Raw genomic sequence first — 17,982 nt, forward strand, 5'->3', positions numbered from 1 at the left:
TGCTCACCGCTCCCCCAGAATGAGATCAAAGGATCGCTCATCCTGCGCCGATATTGCTATGCCGAGGTGACTTGCAATCCGCTTGTTTATGGCGAATTTCACTGCGCCGAGCGGTTCGACCTCCGGGCGCTTGTTAGGATTTTCAGAAATTGTAATGGCTAGATCGGCAAGTTGGGCGCCCATCGCCTCAAGGTCTGGATAAATAGCAATCAACGCTCCGCGGCGCGCATGATCGATATTGTTGCTGATGATGGTAAAATTACGCCGCCAGCTCTCTTCTACGAGGCGTGGTAGATTGCTGTTTGACACAAATGACGGGTTGGAAAGAAGCCATAAAACATCCGTTTCGGGGTTGCCGTATTTCAGAATGTTCCAGTAGTGGTTTGAAGCTTCCGAGAGTGTCGTCGCTTCATGGGCGACGATTGTCACCCCGATAGAAGCCGATATTGCTTTGGCGCGCTCAATGAGCCATCGATCTTTTGAAGGGTCGTAAACGACATTTATTCGCCGTTTTTCCGGCATAAGCGTTTTCAATCGGCTGAGCAGGAATACGGGATCGGCGGTCAGGGAGACGCCGTCCCGGCTTCCTAGGCCCGGCTCAATATCAAGTCCGCCGACCACTTGGCGGATTTCCAGGCCGTTGCTTCGATAGGATTCGTCTGCTTGCCGGCCGAGAGTGAAAACAATCTCGGGCGCATCCGAGGAAATACCGTTTCGCATCGCTTGCGCGGATGCGAAAGCATTGAGTCGGCGCTCCGTAATAGAAAGCGCAGACCCTCGCGATCGAATGCCCATTTCAATGGCGTTAAATATCTCATCGAATGTGGGGTTTGGGGCAGGTCGAAGAATAACTGCTTCGACGGGGCGTTCTTGTTGCGCTCTGGCGTCTGGTGGAAAGAAGGCGCTAATTACCAGCGCAAGGAGGAGCGAGCCCGTAACAAGGCGGGTTAATGCGCGCCTTTCAACCGGCGCCGGCGTGCCGGCTTTCTCGCGTTTCCGCATCCCATGCCGTCCCGCTTACAAGTCACTCGTGTCGGCGATCTTTTTCTTTCGCCGAACCCGCTTCACATAGGCATCAAGATCAACGCCCTGAATCATGCGCTTGAACCAGTACCGCTTCATCGTATTGTTGACCCGACCTTCAAAAACTTCCGGGTCGCCGCGAATTTGGGCCAGAAAAGCGCGCACTGTTCGCGCGCATAAATCTTCCTGTACAGCATCAATCGATGCAGTTCCCTGGTTCCGGATTTTTTCGACTAGGCTTAAAACGCATTCCACGGGGTCCATTAACCCGTCGCGTTTGTTGCCTTTTTCCTGAGCCAGCTTTTCGAAGAACACCTCGTGCTTTGGATAGAGCGTCAGGCAAATTAACGCGGCCGCAACGACGCCGGTCTGAAAGATTTCTGCGCTGGGCATCGCCTTGTCGAGCAGAAGGAGTTCGTTCCGAAATAAACTGACTGCATTTCTGAGATCGACGGGCGTTTCATCTGACGCGACTCTAATTCTTCCTCGCAGCGCCAATGTGAACGCTTGGACGAGGAGCCCATGCTTCAGACGTCTGGAATTAAGGCTCAATTCATTTTCACGAAACGCCGCCTGTATGTCGTCAAGGCGACTGATCGCAGAGCTGGCGGCGTGATGGGCCCGGTATAGATCGTAAAATTCACGTTCGGATTCAGGAAAATAGATCGTTGCGCGAACTGTCGCCGGCGCTGCGACAGCCCCATTGCGCCACAGTCCAGCCCGCACATGGCCGTCAAGCTTGTAAAGAGCGCCCTCCCATTTACATCCAACGACCTGCCGCAAGGTTTCTCGGAGGGAACCGCTTGCGTTTTTCATGAACGCCCAGCGCCCGTCAGTCGGCCCGGCGCTGTGACTTGGATGATCCAAAGCGCTCGTCCACACTGATGCCGGCAGTTCCACGGTGGCTGGCGCGCCGTTCCTGGTGGGCAGAATATCCGGCATCAAATCTATGTTACTCTTTTTGCGAAGATGATTAGTCATATTCTGTGCTCGGGCGGCAAGTTTATTTGGTCTCGACCAGCAAAAAATACAATAAAATCAGACTATTTCCTGCAAAGCAAAGGCTAGGAAAACCTATATCGCAATTATGCGTGATGTTCCACTATCTTCCTCTTTCAGCGAAGCAAAAAGTGCATTAACATAATCAACGGAAAAGCCAATTTGACGGGTTTAAGGCCTTGGGAACGTGGACAGAGCGGTTCAACAGGCGCTGCCGGAACATACGCCTCTCACAGACGGCGAGGCGCGGACATCTGCTGGATGGGCTTTCGAGTTCCTTCGGCGAAACCCTGAATTCATTTCTGCTGTAGAATCGAGAGAAAAGAGAACTCTTCCAAGCAAAGCCGTAGGGGGTGTAGCGGTTGTTGCGGTCGGCGAGGGGGAGTCGAGGGAAGGCTTTGGGGTTCTTTTTTGCGACCGTTGCGATCGTCCAATCGATAATACGATAGTTTTTTGGGAGCGCGATCTATCCGCTGATATTATAGACGCGCGAATTGTTAATTCGCTTGCCGATGAAACAGAAGACAATGTACTGAAGTTGGAGAAATTTAAGTGCGATAAAATTCTGCTGACCGGGCCGGGGCGTACACCCCAATTGCTACTAAAAGCAGGTTCAAAGCAAATTCAGATAAATTGCATTGGCGGAGATTTTGTGAGTGTAGGGCAGGCGATTATTCCTCAAATAGCGCCTGACAGAAATATTGAACGCCAGCTGCTCGCGATGCGTCGATTGTTTCATCTGTACAGCGCGAGCGAGTTTGCAGAAACGCTCTTCAAGCCAGACGCCAAAAGCGCGCGCCTTGGCGAGGTGCTTACCGCGCTCGATCTTTGGCTTCGACAAACTCCGATGCGGGAGATCGCGGTCGCACTGTATGGTGAACAGTTAGTAGAGGACGACTGGGCGCCCGAAGGCGGGTATTTGATTGACCGCGTCAGGCGATCGATCCGGCGGGGGAGATTCATGATGGAAAAGGGCTATCGCCAGTTGTTGGGATAGATCGTCGACTTTCAGGCACGGACAACAGAGCAAATTCGGCAATTCAAGTTTGTTCGTTCAATCGAATGAGGCTCGGATTGGGCGCATGGGCCCCCAGGGACGGCGACACTCGCGCATCAACGACGGTTGGAAATCTATCGTTTCGTATCTGCTTTTCGTCTCAGATTAGCGAATCACAGAGACAAATTCGGGCCTGTTAAGCCGCTTACAGGCTGATTTTCGGCTATTCCAAAATCTCCGAGATGCGCCTTTTCAATTCATAACTCGTTGAAATTAAATGATAATGCTCTTTTCTGGGTGAAATTTCAGCCGACTCACTTGTCGGATATTCCGACATATTCTATGTTTGTGTCGAGAAATAAGACAGGCGGTCCCATGTCCTTTCCCAGAGACGAAATCGAAACTGCGATCCGCGACGAGATCGACACCATTAAAGCCGATGCCATCAAGCGTCGCGAAAACGCAGACCGCGCGCCTTGGGAGCCAGAAATCGACTCCCAAAACGCCTTGCGCATTTCATTGCGTATTGAGGATGAAACCGGTCTCGTCATCTCAGAAGATAAAATCCCGCCCGGCGGTTTCGATAACGTCGAAAAATGCGTTGAAGCATTTCTGAGAGAGACGGAAATCGCCTGGGCGGCTAATCGCAAGCAGGAGAAGGTGAAATGAGCGAACAACGAATGGGTTTTGCCGGCCCAGAGATTGAGAACACTTTGTTTTTGCAACGCTTGAGGGAGGCCCGAGAATATCTTGGCGCCAGTCAGGCGAAAGTCTCCGAGTATCTTGGCGTGCCCCGTTCGGCGATTTCCGAAATCGAAAGCGGCAAGCGTGCCATCAGCGCGCTGGAGTTAAAGAAGCTGGCGAAGCTCTATCAAAAGCCAGTTGCTTGGTTTACGGATGAAATAGTCGAAGGTGTCCCGGCGGATGTAGAGTTTCTCGCAAGAACCGCATCGCAACTTTCCGATTCCGACCGTGGGGAATTGCAGCGTTTCGCAGAATTTTTGAAAGCCAAATCAAAGGCGAATAATGACGCTTAGGGACGACAGACGCGCCATAATGCGAGGTATGCGGTCAGCTGCCCGGCTGCACCGTGACCTTGATACGGTCGCCAAGCTAGGACCGTCCATGCGTATTGACGTGTACGGTACGATTGTCCGTCTGGGCGCAATGTTGATGTTTCAGCCCCTAGACAAACTGCTTGGCGCCTATATGCGGGAGGATCACGCCAAGGGCGTTATCATCACGACCAACCGCCCGACCGGTGTCCAGCGCTTCACGGCCGGCCATGAGCTAGGTCACATGCACATGGATCACGAGCCCCATGCCGATGATGAGAACATATTGCGGCGCGCCCCGGTCGCCGGAACGTATCGGCAAGTGCCCATGCAGGAACGCGAAGCGGACGCTTTCGCGTCGCACTTTTTGCTGCCGCGTTTCCTGATCGAGAAGCACCATCACGCCCACAGTCTCGTTGAACGCGACTATGAAAATCCGCAAACCGTTTATCAGGCGTCCTTGCGCTTCGGCGCAAGCTACGCCGCGACGCTTCTCGCCTTCGAGCGGGAAAACCTTATCTCGCGCCCCATGCGAGATGAAATGCGAAAAGTGCAGCCCAAGGACTTAAAGCGTGACCTCATCGACGATCTGCAAGTCGAAAATTGGAGCAATCGCGATGTCTGGCGCCTCACCGAAAAAGATGAAGGGCTGGTGATCGAAGCCAACCGCAAGGATATCTTTGTTCTTAAACTCGAAGAGCACAAAGGCGCCGGTTACCTCTGGACCTTTGACGAACTCAAGGATGCCGGATTCGTCATCCTCAAAGATGAAAGTGAAGCCTTTCACAACAATCTCTTGGGCGGCCCAAACCGACGCTATGTTCTCGGCGACCCAAGTGCTTTGCCCGATGGCAGTTATACAATTCGAGAGTTACGACCCTTTGACCCGACAGACGATGCGCAATCGCTGACCGTGCATGTCAGGACCGCCGCCGGCGGCGACCCCGGTCTTTATGCTCCGCAGCTTGACGGATTGCTGCGGACGCAATGACGGAAGACAGCATCAAAATCGACCTCCGCAACCAATTCGGCGACGCGGACAACCAGGGCCGGCGACCAACATGCCTCGCTTTCGCCGCATCCGCTGCGCACCGCTATTGCCACGCCGCCGAGGAACCGTTTTGCGTCGAATGGCTTTATTTTTACGCCGTCACCCGAGCCGGCGATCCGCCCGACGCCGGGTCAAGAATCCCCGACACCACATCCGTCATACGAGACATCGGCCAGCCGGTTGATGCGCACTGGCCGTATTCGGTCGCTGATCCTGACCCTGGAAACTGGCGCCCGCCACCAACGGCGCCTAATGACATCTTTGTTGCAGATAACGACGACGCCGACTCCAGATATGATGACATTTCCGCGGCGCTCGCCAAAGGCGTGCCCACAATCATTGGACTGAAAATCGGGAACTCGTTTATCCATACAATTAAAAACGGCGAACACGCGCTTGTGGACGACGACCCCGAACCGGTCGCGCAAGGGGCCGGCCATGCTCTATTGGTTGTCGGTGCCGGGCTTATTGAATCGCGAAATCGATTACTCGTTCGCAATTCATGGGGGCCACGCTGGGGCGATCTCGGCCACGCCTGGATCACGGAGAATTATATGAACGACCGCTGGATGGGCGGCTTTCGGCTGAAGGAGAAAAAGAAGTGACATACTATAATCCCATGCCGCCATCGAGGAGCTGCGCTGACGCTTGGCTCGACGCTGCTCTGCGCCTTGACACGGAAGGACCAATATACGGGCTTAGCCTGCATATCGCGAACCCGGCGCATCACTCCGAAACCGATCACGCCATTATCGGGGAAGTGGACAGCCTCTTGCGAAGCTACAAAGCATTTCCAATTGTTACCGTTGCGAACACTATTTTTCCAGAAGATCTATGGACGCCAGGCGACCGGGATGCGCTTTATGCGCGTTACGACCGCCTCTATCCGAAAATCAAACGCGCGGCGCCGGATTGGGGCAGGTACTTCCGGCGGATGACCGATTGGCCGAAAGCCCGCGGCGGCAGCGAGAACCAGTTGGAAACGCTGATCATGAATTTAAGGAAGTTTGGCCCCGCCGCGCCGGAGGAGAAAAATCGCTATCATATGTACGAGATGACGCTGTTTCATCCCGTGCGCGACGCCAACAAATTCCGTGGCCGTCAATGTTTGAGCTTTATCGAGATTAAACCCGAACTTGATGGCGACGCTGTGCGCCTGCACATGACCGCCCTCTACCGAAGCCACTTTTACATTTCAAAAACACTCGGCAATCTCATCGGCCTCAGCCGGTTGCTCAATTTCATTGCGCGCGAAACCGGGCATCAACCGGGAACGCTGACGATCCATTCCACTTACGCCGAACTTGATCCAGGCGATGTCAACGAAAAACGCGGCAGCACCAAATGGAACAAGTCTGGCGCGTCCGACCTTGTCAAGCGGTGCGAGACGATTAGAGCAGAGCATGCGAGCGCGCGGGCGGAGCCGCTTGCGCAAGCGGGCTAAGACCGTAAAGCGTCTCGACCTGACAGATAAATTCCGTCTGCCCCCCATAGCTCGGGTGTCGCACCGGTTCGACCGGCACGCCAAATCCTTCCATCGCCGCCGCTGCATCGCGCCCAACGGCGATGACTTTTTGGGGGGTGATCAAGTCAAGCAGATCGTATAGAAACGGTTGAGCGCGATCGCGTTCCCGGCGCGTGTGACTTCGGTTGCTCATCGGTTCATCCGCCTCGTGCGGATGAAACGGAAAGACGTTCCAGAGCATGACGGGCTCTTTGATTCGCAGCAGCGTCTCCCACATCACAGTCGCCGTGCGCTCCGCCATGGCCGGCCCCCTGGTCGCACGCCGGAAACGGGCGCCGCCCATCATCAGCCTGGCGTCTTCCAGATGCGCTTCATCGGTAAGGGCCAACCCGGTACGCCGGCCGCCGCGATAGCCAAGATCGCGCGCCACCCAAAGCGTCGAAGCGCCGCCCTCAATCGCGGCCGACAGCATGTGGCGGAGATTGGCGCGCCGGATCGCAGGCGCGTCAGCACGGTCGTAAACATCGCACCGGTCGCGATAGGGATTAAAAATGGCTTCCCCGGAAAACGCGGCGAGTTCTGAAACAAATCGATTAACGCGCATCAATTAAGCACCGTCACAGTCAAAGAACGTTTTGTCATATCGAGATGGACAACTCCCTTCTTATGCTCACGCAGAAACCGGAAGCACTCATAGCCTTCCAGGATCGCTTCCTCCCATAACCAGAGCGGCGTCTTCGCCACCTCATAACCGGCGACAAATTCGCGGATCTTTTTCAGCAGTTCAAACGACAATTCGCCCAGTTCAATGCCCTCGAACAAATGGAGGTCTTTGGCGTAATTGAAGATCATAGTGGAAATGCCTTCCTCGATGAGAATCGCCCGCGCGCCGTCTTCCGCTTCATCTGTTTCGGGATCAGATTTTCGTTTCAGCTTGAATAGGGCGCGGGTCACAGGCGACCAGCCAAATTTCGCCGCATACGCGTAATGAAAGACATCATGAAAGCGATAGAAGTCTTCATCTCGAATATTATCCGTAAGCGGATCTCCAATATAGATGCCGTTACAACTCTGGAAGACATAGGGTTTGTTACGTTTACGCCGCTGTTCGATGCAAATATCAAGCTGGCGTGGCAGCTTTTCAGTTTCGTCTTTGTGGTGGTTGTCAAGCGGATCGGGATACACCTTGGCGCTTTTGGGCGGCCATCGATCATACGTCTTATGTAGATTCTCGATAGCAGCATCCTGAAGGTCGATGCCAGCCGCGCTCGCCGCGCGTAAAAGTGACTTAAAAATAGGGACGAGATGACCTTCGGCTTCGGTCGCATCGATTGTTGTGCGTTTACGCGAATAGAAATCGACAAAACGGCCGGCCTCACCAGCGAGTAGAATGAGTTGACGGATCAGTCGGTCGAGCGGCGCACGTTTGGCGCGATGAAACTGCGACTGAACATCAGAAAAACGAACGCCTTTCGCCCTACGCACCGGCCGGTTCGCAGCTGCTTGCGCCAATGGCTCCAAAGCACAACCGCAGGATTTCGCCACGAGCGTGTAATACCAGAGAAAATCGCCCAGCTCTTCTTCAACCGCTCGGATATACCGGGCCGTCGGAATATCGTCTCGTTTGCGTTTCTTGACTGCGCTCAGAAGGCTGCCGGCTTCACCGAAAAACCCCAGCATCGAAAAATCTAGTGCTTCGGCGTCCATCGTTTTTAGGCGATTTGTCCCGTGGGCGAGCATTTCATAATCGGCGATTGAGAGGTCCGATTTTGAAGGTATGTGTTCCTGTTCGTAGCCCATCGAGGTCAATTCTGTTTTGATCGTAAGTCATCAGGCGGTCGATGATACGAACGATAGTGTAATGATTTGGCGGACTTTCAAATCTTATAATTAGAAAATGCTCACAAGTAATCGTCTAAAGACAATTCTTGGAAAAATAATTGCGAATTTCTTGGCTGTCGCAACCAGCTGATAACTGTGGCCGGTTTCAACGGTCAGGAAAGTATACGGCACTCCCCTGACTCTCCCTAACAATCCCTACATAAACGCGAGTGACTTTTTGTAGTTAGCAAGTCGATGATTGATTCGCGAGACCCACAAAGCGGTTGCGAGAATTCAATCATGACGCCGACAAAGATACTCATTGGTCAAGCGATAATCGTCTTTCTTATTGTCGGCGTCGCGATGTGGATTGCGACAGCTTACGTTGCCGGCGCTTTGGGTTTTGACAGTGCCCTTGGCGCGCCCTGGTTCGTCGCTTTCGATTTACCCGTCTATTATCCTTGGCGGCTTTTCGAGTGGTGGTACGCGTTTGAGCCTTATGCGCCAGATGTGTTCATGCGTGGCGGCGGGATCGCTGCATCCGGCGGCATGTTGGGCGCGGCCGCCGCAATTGCCGGTTCTGTATGGCGCGCGCGTCAAACAAAAAATGTAACGACATTCGGTTCTGCGCGATGGGCTCGCCGCCAAGACATCGCGCATGCCGGCCTTTTCGATGCCCGAGGCGTATTCTTGGGAAAATGGAAGGGCCGGTATCTGCGCCATGACGGCCCCGAACACGTCATGGCGTTCGCCCCGACCCGGTCCGGGAAGGGAGTGGGACTGGTTGTCCCGACGCTCCTCTCCTGGACCGGGAGTGCGGTCATTCACGATATCAAAGGCGAAAACTGGCAATTGACCGCCGGATGGCGCTCTAGGTTCTCGCACTGTCTTCTGTTCGACCCAACAAATCCGCATTCAGCAAAATACAATCCCTTGCTTGAAGTGCGCCCCGGTGAACAAGAGGTGCGTGATGTTCAAAACATAGCGGATATTCTTGTCGATCCGGAAGGATCGCTGGAACGCCGCAGCCATTGGGAAAAGACAGGGCACGCGCTTCTTGTCGGCGTCATCTTGCATGTTCTTTATGCGGAAAGAGAAAAGACGCTGGCGCGCGTTGCCGCGTTTTTATCCGACCCCTCGCGCAGCTTTGAGCGCACGCTCAAAGTGATGATGATCACCAATCATATCGGAACGGTCGAGGCGCCAAAGGTTCATCCGGTGGTGGCGCAAGCCGCGCGGGAACTTCTCAATAAGTCGGAAAACGAGCGCTCCGGCGTCTTATCGACGGCGATGAGCTTTCTGGGGCTTTACCGCGATCCGACCATCGCGCGTGTAACGAGCCGTTGCGATTGGAAGATCGACGATCTGATGAACGCTGATCGGCCGGTCTCGCTTTACCTCGTCGTGCCGCCTTCGGACATATCGAGAACCAAGCCGTTGGTGCGTCTCATCTTGAATCAGATCGGCCGCCGGTTGACGGAGGAACTGGAGAGCAACGCTGGAGAGAGAGCGCATCGGTTGTTGATGATGCTCGACGAGTTTCCGGCGCTCGGGCGGCTCGACTTCTTTGAATCAGCGCTAGCTTTTATGGCCGGCTACGGCGTTCGCGCTTACCTAATCGCACAGTCACTCAATCAAATCGAGAAAGCATACGGCGCCAACAATTCCATATTGGACAACTGCCATGTGCGCATCGCCTTTGCGGCGAATGACGAACGAACAGCCAAGCGCATTTCGGACTCGCTCGGCACAGCGACAGAACTCCGTGCCCAAAAAAACTATGCCGGTCACCGGCTCGCCCCATGGCTCGCCCATGTCATGGTGTCACGTCAGGAAACAGCCCGGCCGTTGCTGACGCCAGGCGAAGTGATGCAGCTTCCGCCGAAAGAAGCGATTGCAATGGTGTCGGGCGTCGCGCCAATTCGCGCCCAGAAACTTCATTATTACCGAGACCAAAATTTCACCGTCCGCCGCCTCGCGCCGCCTGACATCACAGCCGACGATGATTTCTACGCAGATTCGCCGAAGGCGCGTGATGACAACTGGTCCGGCATCGTCGCCAGGACGGATGCGCGCCTGAGCCAACCCTGGTTCGATATGGTCAAAGGCGAGGGCGAAAATAACGATGGCGGACACGCCATGCAGCATGAATTCGCCATGCCGACGGCGAGCAAGCCCGACCCAGAACCGCGCGACCCATCGACATCCGAGAATGATGACGACGCAGCGCAAGCCAAGAAACTTCAGGATATCGCGAGGACCGCGACGCAGCGCGCGGCCGTCATGGACCGACATTCAGACAGCATTACGCCGAGTTTTTAAGCCATGAAAAAAGCAAGACTGCAGGTACGGTTGGGAGAAAAAGCGGAAACGCTTTTGTCGCGCGCCGCGGAAAGGCCCGGCGTCACCAAGGCGTCGATTGTGGAAGCGGCGATTGTCGAGCTTCTAAACCCCAAAGAAGATTCGCAGGAATATGCAGCGCTGATCAAACGGCTCGACAAGTTGACGCGCGCAATGGAGCGCCTAGCCGACGACGCATCCGCGCAGACCGAAACGCTCGCACTCTACATTCTTTATTATCTCTGCATCACGCCGCCACTGCCGGAGCAAAACCGCGCCGCCGCTGAAGCGTTGGGTCAAAAGCGGTTCGAGCGATTTATCTCGCAGGTCGGCGACCGCCTCATGGGGCAGGAGCGATTCACCGACACGCTGCTCGAACATATAGGCTTGACCACGGCGACAAGTGAACAGCGCGGGGAGGCGGTCCAATGACCAATGCCCAGGGTCAACAGCACGCCGCGCGGGTCGCGTTTCGCCGAATTTCGATGCTCAAGACTGCGTTTGGGCCGGCAATCGCCAGCGCGCTTGACGATGATAGCGTGACCGAAATCATCGCCAATCCCGACGGTGCCTTGTGGATTGAGCGCGCTGGAAGTGGTCGTGAGAGAGCGGACGCGCCAATAGCTGCGGCTGCTGTTGAGCGGATTATCCGTCTTGTCGCATCGGCTCTCGATACGGTCTGCGACCATGAGCACCCGATTATCTCGGGAGAACTGCCGGGAACCGGCGACCGCTTTGAAGGCGTCTTGCCGCCCGTCTCAAACAACCCCGCGTTCACGATCCGGAAACCTTCGAAAATCGTCATTCCTCTGGAAGACTATGTTGTTGCCGGAGTCATCACGCAACGCCAGGCGCAGGTTCTAAGATCGGCCGTGCGCATGCGGAGCAGTGTTCTTATCGCTGGCGGTACGGCGTCCGGCAAAACGACTTTGGCGAACTCACTGCTTGCTGAAATCGCAGAACACAATGAGCGTGTCGTCATTCTCGAAGACACGCGAGAGCTGCGATGCGAATCAAAAGACTCCATCGCCTTGCGCACATCGCAGCGCGTGACGCTTGAAGCGCTCGTTCGTTCGACCATGCGGTTGCGACCGGACCGAATTATCGTCGGGGAGGTCCGCGGCGGCGAAGCGCTCGATCTCATGAAAGCCTGGAACACGGGCCATCCCGGCGGCATCGCGACTATTCATGCGAATTCAGCGGTCTTGGCGCTTGCACGTCTGGAGCAACTGATTGGGGAGCGATCGCAAAGCGCATCGCAATCCCTAATTGCGGAAGCCGTCGATGTCGTCGTCTTCATCGAGAAGACGCAAAAAGGACGGCGCGTCGCCGAAATCATTCGCGTCACAGGACATGACCGACAGCAAGGCTACATGCTGGAGCCAACCGACGCGCCTGAACTTTTCATCGTCAATAACGGAGACCATTCATGATAGCTCGCAACTATTCTCGCGCCCTTCACCTGTCGGCATTACTCGCCATCGGAATTTTGTTCTTTAACGGGCACGCTCACGCTGCAGGGTCTGGCATGCCGTGGGAAGCGCCATTGACGCAAATTCTCGCCTCGATTGAGGGGCCTGTCGCGCGCATCGTGGCTGTCATCATCATCATTATCACCGGACTGTCACTAGCGTTCGGGGATACGTCCGGCGGGTTCCGCCGTCTTATACAGATTGTTTTCGGGCTCTCGATTGCATTCGCCGCGACGAGCTTTTTCCTCGCCTTTTTCTCTTTCGGCGGCGGCGCGCTGGTTTGAGAGCAAGACGATGATCGAAGGCTATTCCATTCCAATTCATCGCAGCCTGACGGAGCCGCTCTTCATGGCGGGCGCGCCGCGCGGCATTGCCATCATCAACGGCACCATCGCCGCCGCCGTCGGTCTCGGGATGCAGATGTGGTTGGCGGGCATTGTGCTGGGACTGATCGGACATGCCGCCGCGGTTTACGCTGCGAAGAAAGACCCGAAATTTCTGGAGGTGGGCGTCAGACACTTGAAGCATGGACCGTATCTCTCATGCTGAATCTCGCCGAATATCAAAAGCGTCCGAAGCGCCTTGCAGATTACCTTCCCTGGGCGGCGCTTGTCGCGCTGGGCATCGTCTTGAACAAAGACGGCGCCCTGCAACGGACTGTCCGTTACCGCGGGCCTGATCTCGAAAGCGCTAGCCCTGAAGAACTTCTCAGTTATACGGCGCGCATCAACAATGTTTTGCGCAGGTTCCGATCAGGCTGGGTGTTGCATTTCGAAGCGGCCAGGGTTCCCGCAGCGGATTATCCGATGAGCGAATGGCCGTGCTCGTTATCATTCCTCATCGACGAGGAGCGCCGCGCTGCATTTGAATCGATCGCGGAATATTTCGAATGCGAATACTTTCTCACCTTCACTTATATGCCGCCGGCGGACAGGACGGCGCGAGCCGAGCGAGCATTCCTGAAAAAAGACGAACTTGCCCCTCCGGACCATGCGAGCGACCGTCTCGGTTATTTTGTCCAGGAGACGGATAAAGCGATCGACCTTCTGGCGCTGGCGATGCCAGAATGTCGCCCGCTAAATGACGATGAAACGCTGTCGTTTCTTCATGCCTGCATCTCGTTAAAACGTCACGATATCATCGCGCCGGAAACGTCTCTCTATCTTGATGCCCTGTTGGTCGATGAGCCGCTCACAGGCGGACTTGAGCCAAAACTGGGTGAAGCGCACCTGCGGGTGATTTCCGTCCTTGGTTTTCCGCCGGCGAGCGAACCGGGTTTCTTGGATAGCCTCAACGCGCTCGCGTTTCCGTATCGCTGGACGACAAGGTTCATCGCCATGGACAAGGCGAGGGCGTCAGCCGAACTCGCCAAATACCGCCGCCAGTGGTTCGCCAAACGCAAATCCATCGCCGCAATCATCAAGGAGACGCTGTTCAATGAAGCAAGCACGCTCGTAGACACGGACGCTGATAATAAGACGGCGGATGCGGACGCCGCGCTGCAGGAGCTCGGCGCCGACGACGTTTCTTTCGGGTTTCTGACGACGACGGTTGTCGTACACGATCAGGAGCGGAGCGTCGTTGATCAGAGCGTGCGGGAAATCGAACGCGTCTTGAACGAACGCGGCTTCGTGACCATTCGGGAGTCGGTGAACGCCGTAGATGCATGGCTCGGCAGCCTCCCAGGACATCTCTACGCAAATATCCGTCAGCCGCTCGTTCACACGTTAAACCTTGGGCATATCGCGCCATTGTCCTCCGTCTGGGCGGGGCCGGCGCGTAACGATCATCTGGACGGACCGCCCTTGGCCCTGGCGACGACCCGCGGCCATACGCCGTTTCGGTTGTCGACCCATATTGGCGATGTCGGTCACACCCTGATCATCGGGCCAACCGGCGCCGGGAAATCGGTGCTTCTCGCTTTTATCGCCGCGCAGTTTCACCGTTATCAGAATGCGCAGGTTTTCGCATTCGATAAAGGCCGCTCGATCCGCGCTGCATGCCTCGGTCTCGAAGGGGTCGTCTATGATCTCGGGTCCAAAGCGGATCTTTCCTTCCAACCCTTGCGCGATCTTGAGGCGCCGGAAGACAAGGCGCGCGCCCAACGCTGGCTGCACGGGTTGCTGGCGCAGGAAGGCGTGACGGTCGATCCTCCAATCAAAGAGGCGGTTTGGTCGGCGCTATCCAGTCTTGTCGCGGTGCCGATCGCCGAGCGCACGCTCACCGGCTTTTCGCTCCTGGTCCAAGACCGGAGTCTCCGCAACGCGATGAAGCCTTTCACCGTTGAAGGAGCATTTGGCGACCTCTTTGACGCAGATAAAGAGGCGTTTTCGCTTTCAAAATTCGTCTGTTTCGAGATGGAAGAGCTTATGCGGCAGCAGCCTGCTATCGCACCGGCGCTCACCTATCTCTTTGATCGACTGGAAGAGCGGTTCAATGGAGATCCCACGCTGTTGTTGTTGGACGAGGCTTGGCTCTTTCTCGACAATCCAATGTTTTCAGGAAGAATCCGAGACTGGTTGAAGACGCTTCGCAAGAAGAATGTTTCTGTCATCTTTTCGACCCAGTCGTTGAGCGACGTGCAAGCCTCCGCGATTGCGCCGGCTATTATCGAATCCTGTCCGTCGAGAATATTTCTGCCCAATCCGCGGGCGCGAGAGTCGAGCATCTATTCAGCATATTCGAATTTTGGGCTGAACGACCGGCAAATCGACATCATCGCAAGCATGACGCCCAAGCAGGAGTATTATTTCCAGTCTCCGGTGGGCAATCGAATATTTGATCTTCGGTTAGGAGATATTGCGCTCGCCTTTTGCGGGGCGTCTACGCCGCAGGATCACCGGCTCATCGACAAGATAATTGCCGATGCAAGCGACGAGTCGTTTGCAAGGAAAATGCTCGCGGCGAAGGGGCTCGACTGGGCCGCCGCTCTCTTGCCGGAACCATCATCATCGAAAGGAGAACGAGAATGAAACGCAAAATGAAAACCCTTGTTTCAACGCTTGCGCTGGCGATCTCGGCGAGTATCGCGCAGGCGCCCGAGGCCAACGCCTTTATCCTGGGCGGGATCGTTTATGATCCGACGAACTACGCGCAGAACCTTCTGACAGCCGCGCGCACGCTTGAGATGATCAACAATCAGATCAAGCAATTGACGAATGAAGCGGCGATGATCGCCAATCAGGCGAAAGAGCTGACCCAGCTTCCCTATTCCGCAAAGGCGGCATTGAAGGCGCGACTCGTTGAGATCGACAAGTTGATTCAAACCGCCAACGGGCTCGCCTATGATGTCGCAACCATCGATGCCGTCTTCAAAACGCTCTTTCCTGAGGATTATTCCGCCTTTTCCAACCTCGCCATGGGCGCGGCGGCGAATGCCCACTGGAAAGAAGCGAGCAGGGCGTTGAATGACGCACTCGTCATGCAGGCGAAGGTGACAGAAACGATTGCCCTCGACGTGTCGACCCTCGAAGAAATCGTAACGGAGAGCGAAACCGCGATCGGCGGCCTGCAGGTTGAGCAGGCCGGAAACCAGCTGCTCGCGCTTCAAACGAAGCAGTCCATGCAGACCGCGCAATTACTGGCGGTTCAGTATCGCGCCGAGGCGCTAGATCGCGCGCGCCAGCTGCAAACGGAAGAACGCGCCCGCATTCATCGCGGGCGCTTTCTCGGCGACGGCGCCGCTTACACGCCCTCCTAATCAAGGAGCACGCACATGGACGACCTCAACGTCATCGACGATTTTACCAGCACGTTTATAGCCTATATCGATACAGGCTTTGGACTGCTTGCCGGCGATGTCGGTTTTCTAACCGCTGTCCTGATTGGCATTGATGTCGTCCTTGCAGGACTGTTCTGGGCGTTCGCCGGCGAACAGAACGTCCTGGGTCAGTTTGTCAAAAAAGTGCTCTATGTCGGCGCGTTCGCTTTCATCATTAACAACTTCGCGTTGCTCGCGAATGTCATCTTTTCGTCTTTTGCTGGGCTCGGCCTCGTCGCGACGGGAACGTCGCTTACCGCAGCGGACCTTCTAAAGCCGGGCTTTGTTGCAGCGACAGGATACGACGCGGCTTATCCGCTCCTGGAGGAAGCCAATTCGCTGATCGGCTTCCCCAGTTTCTTCACCAACTTCGTCACGATCATGATCATTTTACTGTCATGGATGATCGTGCTCTTCGCCTTCTTTATTCTCGCCATTCAGCTTTTTGTCACAATCATTGAATTCAAGCTGACGACCCTTGCGGGATTTGTCCTCGTTCCTTTTGCGCTCTGGAACAAGACATCGTTTCTGGCGGAGCGGGTGCTGGGCAATGTTGTTGCGTCCGGCGTCAAGCTCATGGTTCTCGCCATCATCGTCGGCATCGGCTCGACCATATTCGGATCGGTCACCTCAACATTCACGCCCGGATCGGTGACCCTTGAACAGGCAGCGTCGACGATACTCGGTTCTCTTTCACTATTGGCGCTTGGAATTTTCGGGCCTGGGATCGCCACGGGGCTCGTCGCCGGCGCGCCGCAACTCGGCGCAGGCGCAGCGGTTGCTACGGCTGCAGGCACTGGCGCGGCAGTGATAGGTGCAGGCGCGCTTGCGGCGTCCGGCGCCCGTGCGAGCGTCGCGGCCGGTCAAACGGCCGTTCGCGCGGGAGCGTCCATGGCCGGCGGCGCAAGCGCTGCTTACTCCCTAGGTCGCATCGGGTCCGGCGAAAGCGGGTGGCGTTCAACTGCCGCCGGCGTCGGCGCTGTCGCTCAGGCGGGCGCCGCTGGCGTTGCGGACCGCGCTCGCAGTTCCGTATCGCGCGCAATGGGTTCGCCAGGCGAAGCCTTTCAGTCCGGCGCGCGGCGGGCATTTACGTCAACTGGCGGATCAATCAACCAGGCGCTTTCGGCGGCCAAAGACGTGCCAGGCGTGAAAAACGCAGCGGTAAATAATGCGCCGGATTGGGCGCAACGCATGCGCCGCGAACAGGGATTGCGTGACGCAGGCCTGACGGCGACGCATATGGTCGCTTCGGGAGACCGACCGGGTTCCGGAGATGCGCCAAAACTTCGACAGGACGAGGATTGAGATGATGTTCAAGCGCTCCTCCGTAAAATACGGCGAAACCCCGGCGCCGGAGACTCCCTATCAACGCGCGCAAGCGATCTGGGATGAGCGGATCGGGTCTTCGCGTGCACAGGCAGCGAACTGGAGATTGGCGGCTTTCGGATCGCTCATTATTGCGTTGTCAGCAGTCGGCGGGCTCTTGTGGCGATCGACGCAATCCATCGTGACGCCTTATGTCGTCGAGGTTGACGCGGCAGGGACAGTCCGCGCGGTCGGCCCAGCGGTTGAAACTTACAAACCGAAAGACGCGCAGATCGCCCATCACATCGCGAATTTCATTCGCAATGTGCGTTCTATTTCGATTGACCCTGTGGTTGTCCGGGAAAACTGGCTGAAGGCTTATGACTTTGCCACGGATCGAGGTGCCGTCGCGTTAAATGATTATGCGCGAGAGAATGATCCCTTCGTCGAAATCGGCCGTCGCAGCGTCAATGTGGAAGTGACCAGCGTGGTGCGCGCCAGCGATGACAGCTTCGAAGTGCGCTGGATCGAAAAAACTTACGCCAACGGGCAGTTTGAGAGACAGGAGCGTTTTACCGCCCATATCACGATCGTCCTATCGCCGCCCCGCACAGCGGAAGCGATCCATAAAAACCCGCTCGGAATTTACGTTCACGGAATCAATTGGTCGAAGGACCTCTCATGAGGAGGCTTG

General features: G+C 55.9%; 19 protein-coding genes. 15 read left to right on the top strand and 4 right to left on the bottom strand.

The features are described 5' to 3' along the window. Positions 1–3: 3 nt before the first annotated feature. On the bottom strand, positions 4–720 hold the full coding sequence (locus ACFOOP_RS11510; RefSeq protein ID WP_379881100.1) for an ABC transporter substrate binding protein: 717 nt from the start codon (positions 718–720) through the stop codon (positions 4–6). A gap of 297 nt (positions 721–1,017) precedes the next feature. After that, a complete protein-coding gene (locus tag ACFOOP_RS11515) occupies positions 1,018–1,839 on the bottom strand; it encodes a hypothetical protein (protein ID WP_379881101.1) in 822 nt (273 codons plus the stop codon). A 370-nt stretch (positions 1,840–2,209) separates the two neighbouring features. Between ACFOOP_RS11515 and ACFOOP_RS11520 the strand changes: the two genes are divergently transcribed. The 6 genes from ACFOOP_RS11520 (at position 2,210) to ACFOOP_RS11545 (ending at position 6,569) form a co-directional block, all read left to right on the top strand. Then, complete coding sequence (locus ACFOOP_RS11520; RefSeq protein WP_379881102.1) at positions 2,210–3,019, top strand: DNA -binding domain-containing protein; 810 nt, start codon at positions 2,210–2,212, stop codon at positions 3,017–3,019. 375 nt (positions 3,020–3,394) lie between these two features. After that, entirely contained in the window at positions 3,395–3,688 is a 294-nt protein-coding gene (locus tag ACFOOP_RS11525; protein WP_379881103.1) for a hypothetical protein, read from the top strand. After that, the gene (locus ACFOOP_RS11530; RefSeq protein WP_379881104.1) at positions 3,685–4,056 is read left to right on the top strand and encodes a helix-turn-helix domain-containing protein; all 372 of its coding nucleotides are present in this window, start codon (positions 3,685–3,687) and stop codon (positions 4,054–4,056) included. Before ACFOOP_RS11525 ends, ACFOOP_RS11530 begins: the two co-directional genes overlap by 4 nt. Positions 4,057–4,144: 88 nt before the next feature. Then, positions 4,145–5,065, top strand: coding sequence for an ImmA/IrrE family metallo-endopeptidase (locus ACFOOP_RS11535; RefSeq protein WP_379881105.1), 921 nt, complete (start codon positions 4,145–4,147; stop codon positions 5,063–5,065). Continuing rightward, positions 5,062–5,730, top strand: coding sequence for a C1 family peptidase (locus tag ACFOOP_RS11540; protein WP_379881106.1), 669 nt, complete (start codon positions 5,062–5,064; stop codon positions 5,728–5,730). The genes ACFOOP_RS11535 and ACFOOP_RS11540 overlap by 4 nt, the downstream gene beginning before the upstream one ends. Continuing rightward, the gene (locus ACFOOP_RS11545) at positions 5,727–6,569 is read left to right on the top strand and encodes a thymidylate synthase family protein (RefSeq protein ID WP_379881107.1); all 843 of its coding nucleotides are present in this window, start codon (positions 5,727–5,729) and stop codon (positions 6,567–6,569) included. The genes ACFOOP_RS11540 and ACFOOP_RS11545 overlap by 4 nt, the downstream gene beginning before the upstream one ends. On the opposite strand, the gene ACFOOP_RS11550 is transcribed toward ACFOOP_RS11545, so the two are convergent. Both ACFOOP_RS11550 and ACFOOP_RS11555 read right to left on the bottom strand, forming a co-directional pair. Continuing rightward, positions 6,517–7,194: a uracil-DNA glycosylase gene (locus tag ACFOOP_RS11550; RefSeq protein WP_379881108.1), complete on the bottom strand. Its 678-nt coding sequence runs from the start codon at positions 7,192–7,194 to the stop codon at positions 6,517–6,519. The genes ACFOOP_RS11545 and ACFOOP_RS11550 overlap by 53 nt on opposite strands. Continuing rightward, positions 7,194–8,390 carry a pyrophosphatase gene (locus ACFOOP_RS11555; protein WP_379881109.1) on the bottom strand — a complete coding sequence of 399 codons (1,197 nt, stop codon included), beginning with the start codon at positions 8,388–8,390 and terminating at the stop codon, positions 7,194–7,196. Before ACFOOP_RS11555 ends, ACFOOP_RS11550 begins: the two co-directional genes overlap by 1 nt. A gap of 321 nt (positions 8,391–8,711) precedes the next feature. On the opposite strand from ACFOOP_RS11555, the gene ACFOOP_RS11560 reads away from it, so the two are divergent. The 9 genes from ACFOOP_RS11560 to trbF are packed head-to-tail and all read left to right on the top strand — an operon-like array spanning position 8,712 to position 17,973. Continuing rightward, a complete protein-coding gene (locus tag ACFOOP_RS11560; protein ID WP_379881110.1) occupies positions 8,712–10,733 on the top strand; it encodes a conjugal transfer protein TraG in 2,022 nt (673 codons plus the stop codon). Between the two features lie 3 nt (positions 10,734–10,736). After that, complete coding sequence (locus tag ACFOOP_RS11565; RefSeq protein ID WP_379881111.1) at positions 10,737–11,183, top strand: CopG family transcriptional regulator; 447 nt, start codon at positions 10,737–10,739, stop codon at positions 11,181–11,183. After that, complete coding sequence (gene trbB / locus ACFOOP_RS11570) at positions 11,180–12,184, top strand: P-type conjugative transfer ATPase TrbB (protein WP_379881112.1); 1,005 nt, start codon at positions 11,180–11,182, stop codon at positions 12,182–12,184. The genes ACFOOP_RS11565 and trbB overlap by 4 nt, the downstream gene beginning before the upstream one ends. Continuing rightward, positions 12,181–12,507: a TrbC/VirB2 family type IV secretion system protein gene (locus ACFOOP_RS11575; protein ID WP_379881113.1), complete on the top strand. Its 327-nt coding sequence runs from the start codon at positions 12,181–12,183 to the stop codon at positions 12,505–12,507. Before trbB ends, ACFOOP_RS11575 begins: the two co-directional genes overlap by 4 nt. Before the next feature lie 10 nt (positions 12,508–12,517). Continuing rightward, positions 12,518–12,772, top strand: a complete 255-nt coding sequence (locus tag ACFOOP_RS11580; RefSeq protein WP_379881114.1) for a VirB3 family type IV secretion system protein — start codon at positions 12,518–12,520, stop codon at positions 12,770–12,772. Then, positions 12,766–15,195: a conjugal transfer protein TrbE gene (trbE, locus tag ACFOOP_RS11585; protein WP_379881115.1), complete on the top strand. Its 2,430-nt coding sequence runs from the start codon at positions 12,766–12,768 to the stop codon at positions 15,193–15,195. The genes ACFOOP_RS11580 and trbE overlap by 7 nt, the downstream gene beginning before the upstream one ends. Beyond that, positions 15,192–15,923: a P-type conjugative transfer protein TrbJ gene (gene trbJ / locus ACFOOP_RS11590; RefSeq protein ID WP_379881116.1), complete on the top strand. Its 732-nt coding sequence runs from the start codon at positions 15,192–15,194 to the stop codon at positions 15,921–15,923. Before trbE ends, trbJ begins: the two co-directional genes overlap by 4 nt. Positions 15,924–15,938: 15 nt before the next feature. Then, a complete protein-coding gene (gene trbL / locus ACFOOP_RS11595; RefSeq protein WP_379881117.1) occupies positions 15,939–17,288 on the top strand; it encodes a P-type conjugative transfer protein TrbL in 1,350 nt (449 codons plus the stop codon). A 1-nt stretch (position 17,289) separates the two neighbouring features. Continuing rightward, on the top strand, positions 17,290–17,973 hold the full coding sequence (trbF, locus tag ACFOOP_RS11600) for a conjugal transfer protein TrbF (RefSeq protein ID WP_379881118.1): 684 nt from the start codon (positions 17,290–17,292) through the stop codon (positions 17,971–17,973). Positions 17,974–17,982: the final 9 nt, after the last annotated feature.

It is taken from the genome of Hyphococcus aureus (assembly GCF_042643165.1).
GTDB classification, from domain to species: Bacteria; Pseudomonadota; Alphaproteobacteria; order Caulobacterales; family Parvularculaceae; genus Hyphococcus; species Hyphococcus aureus.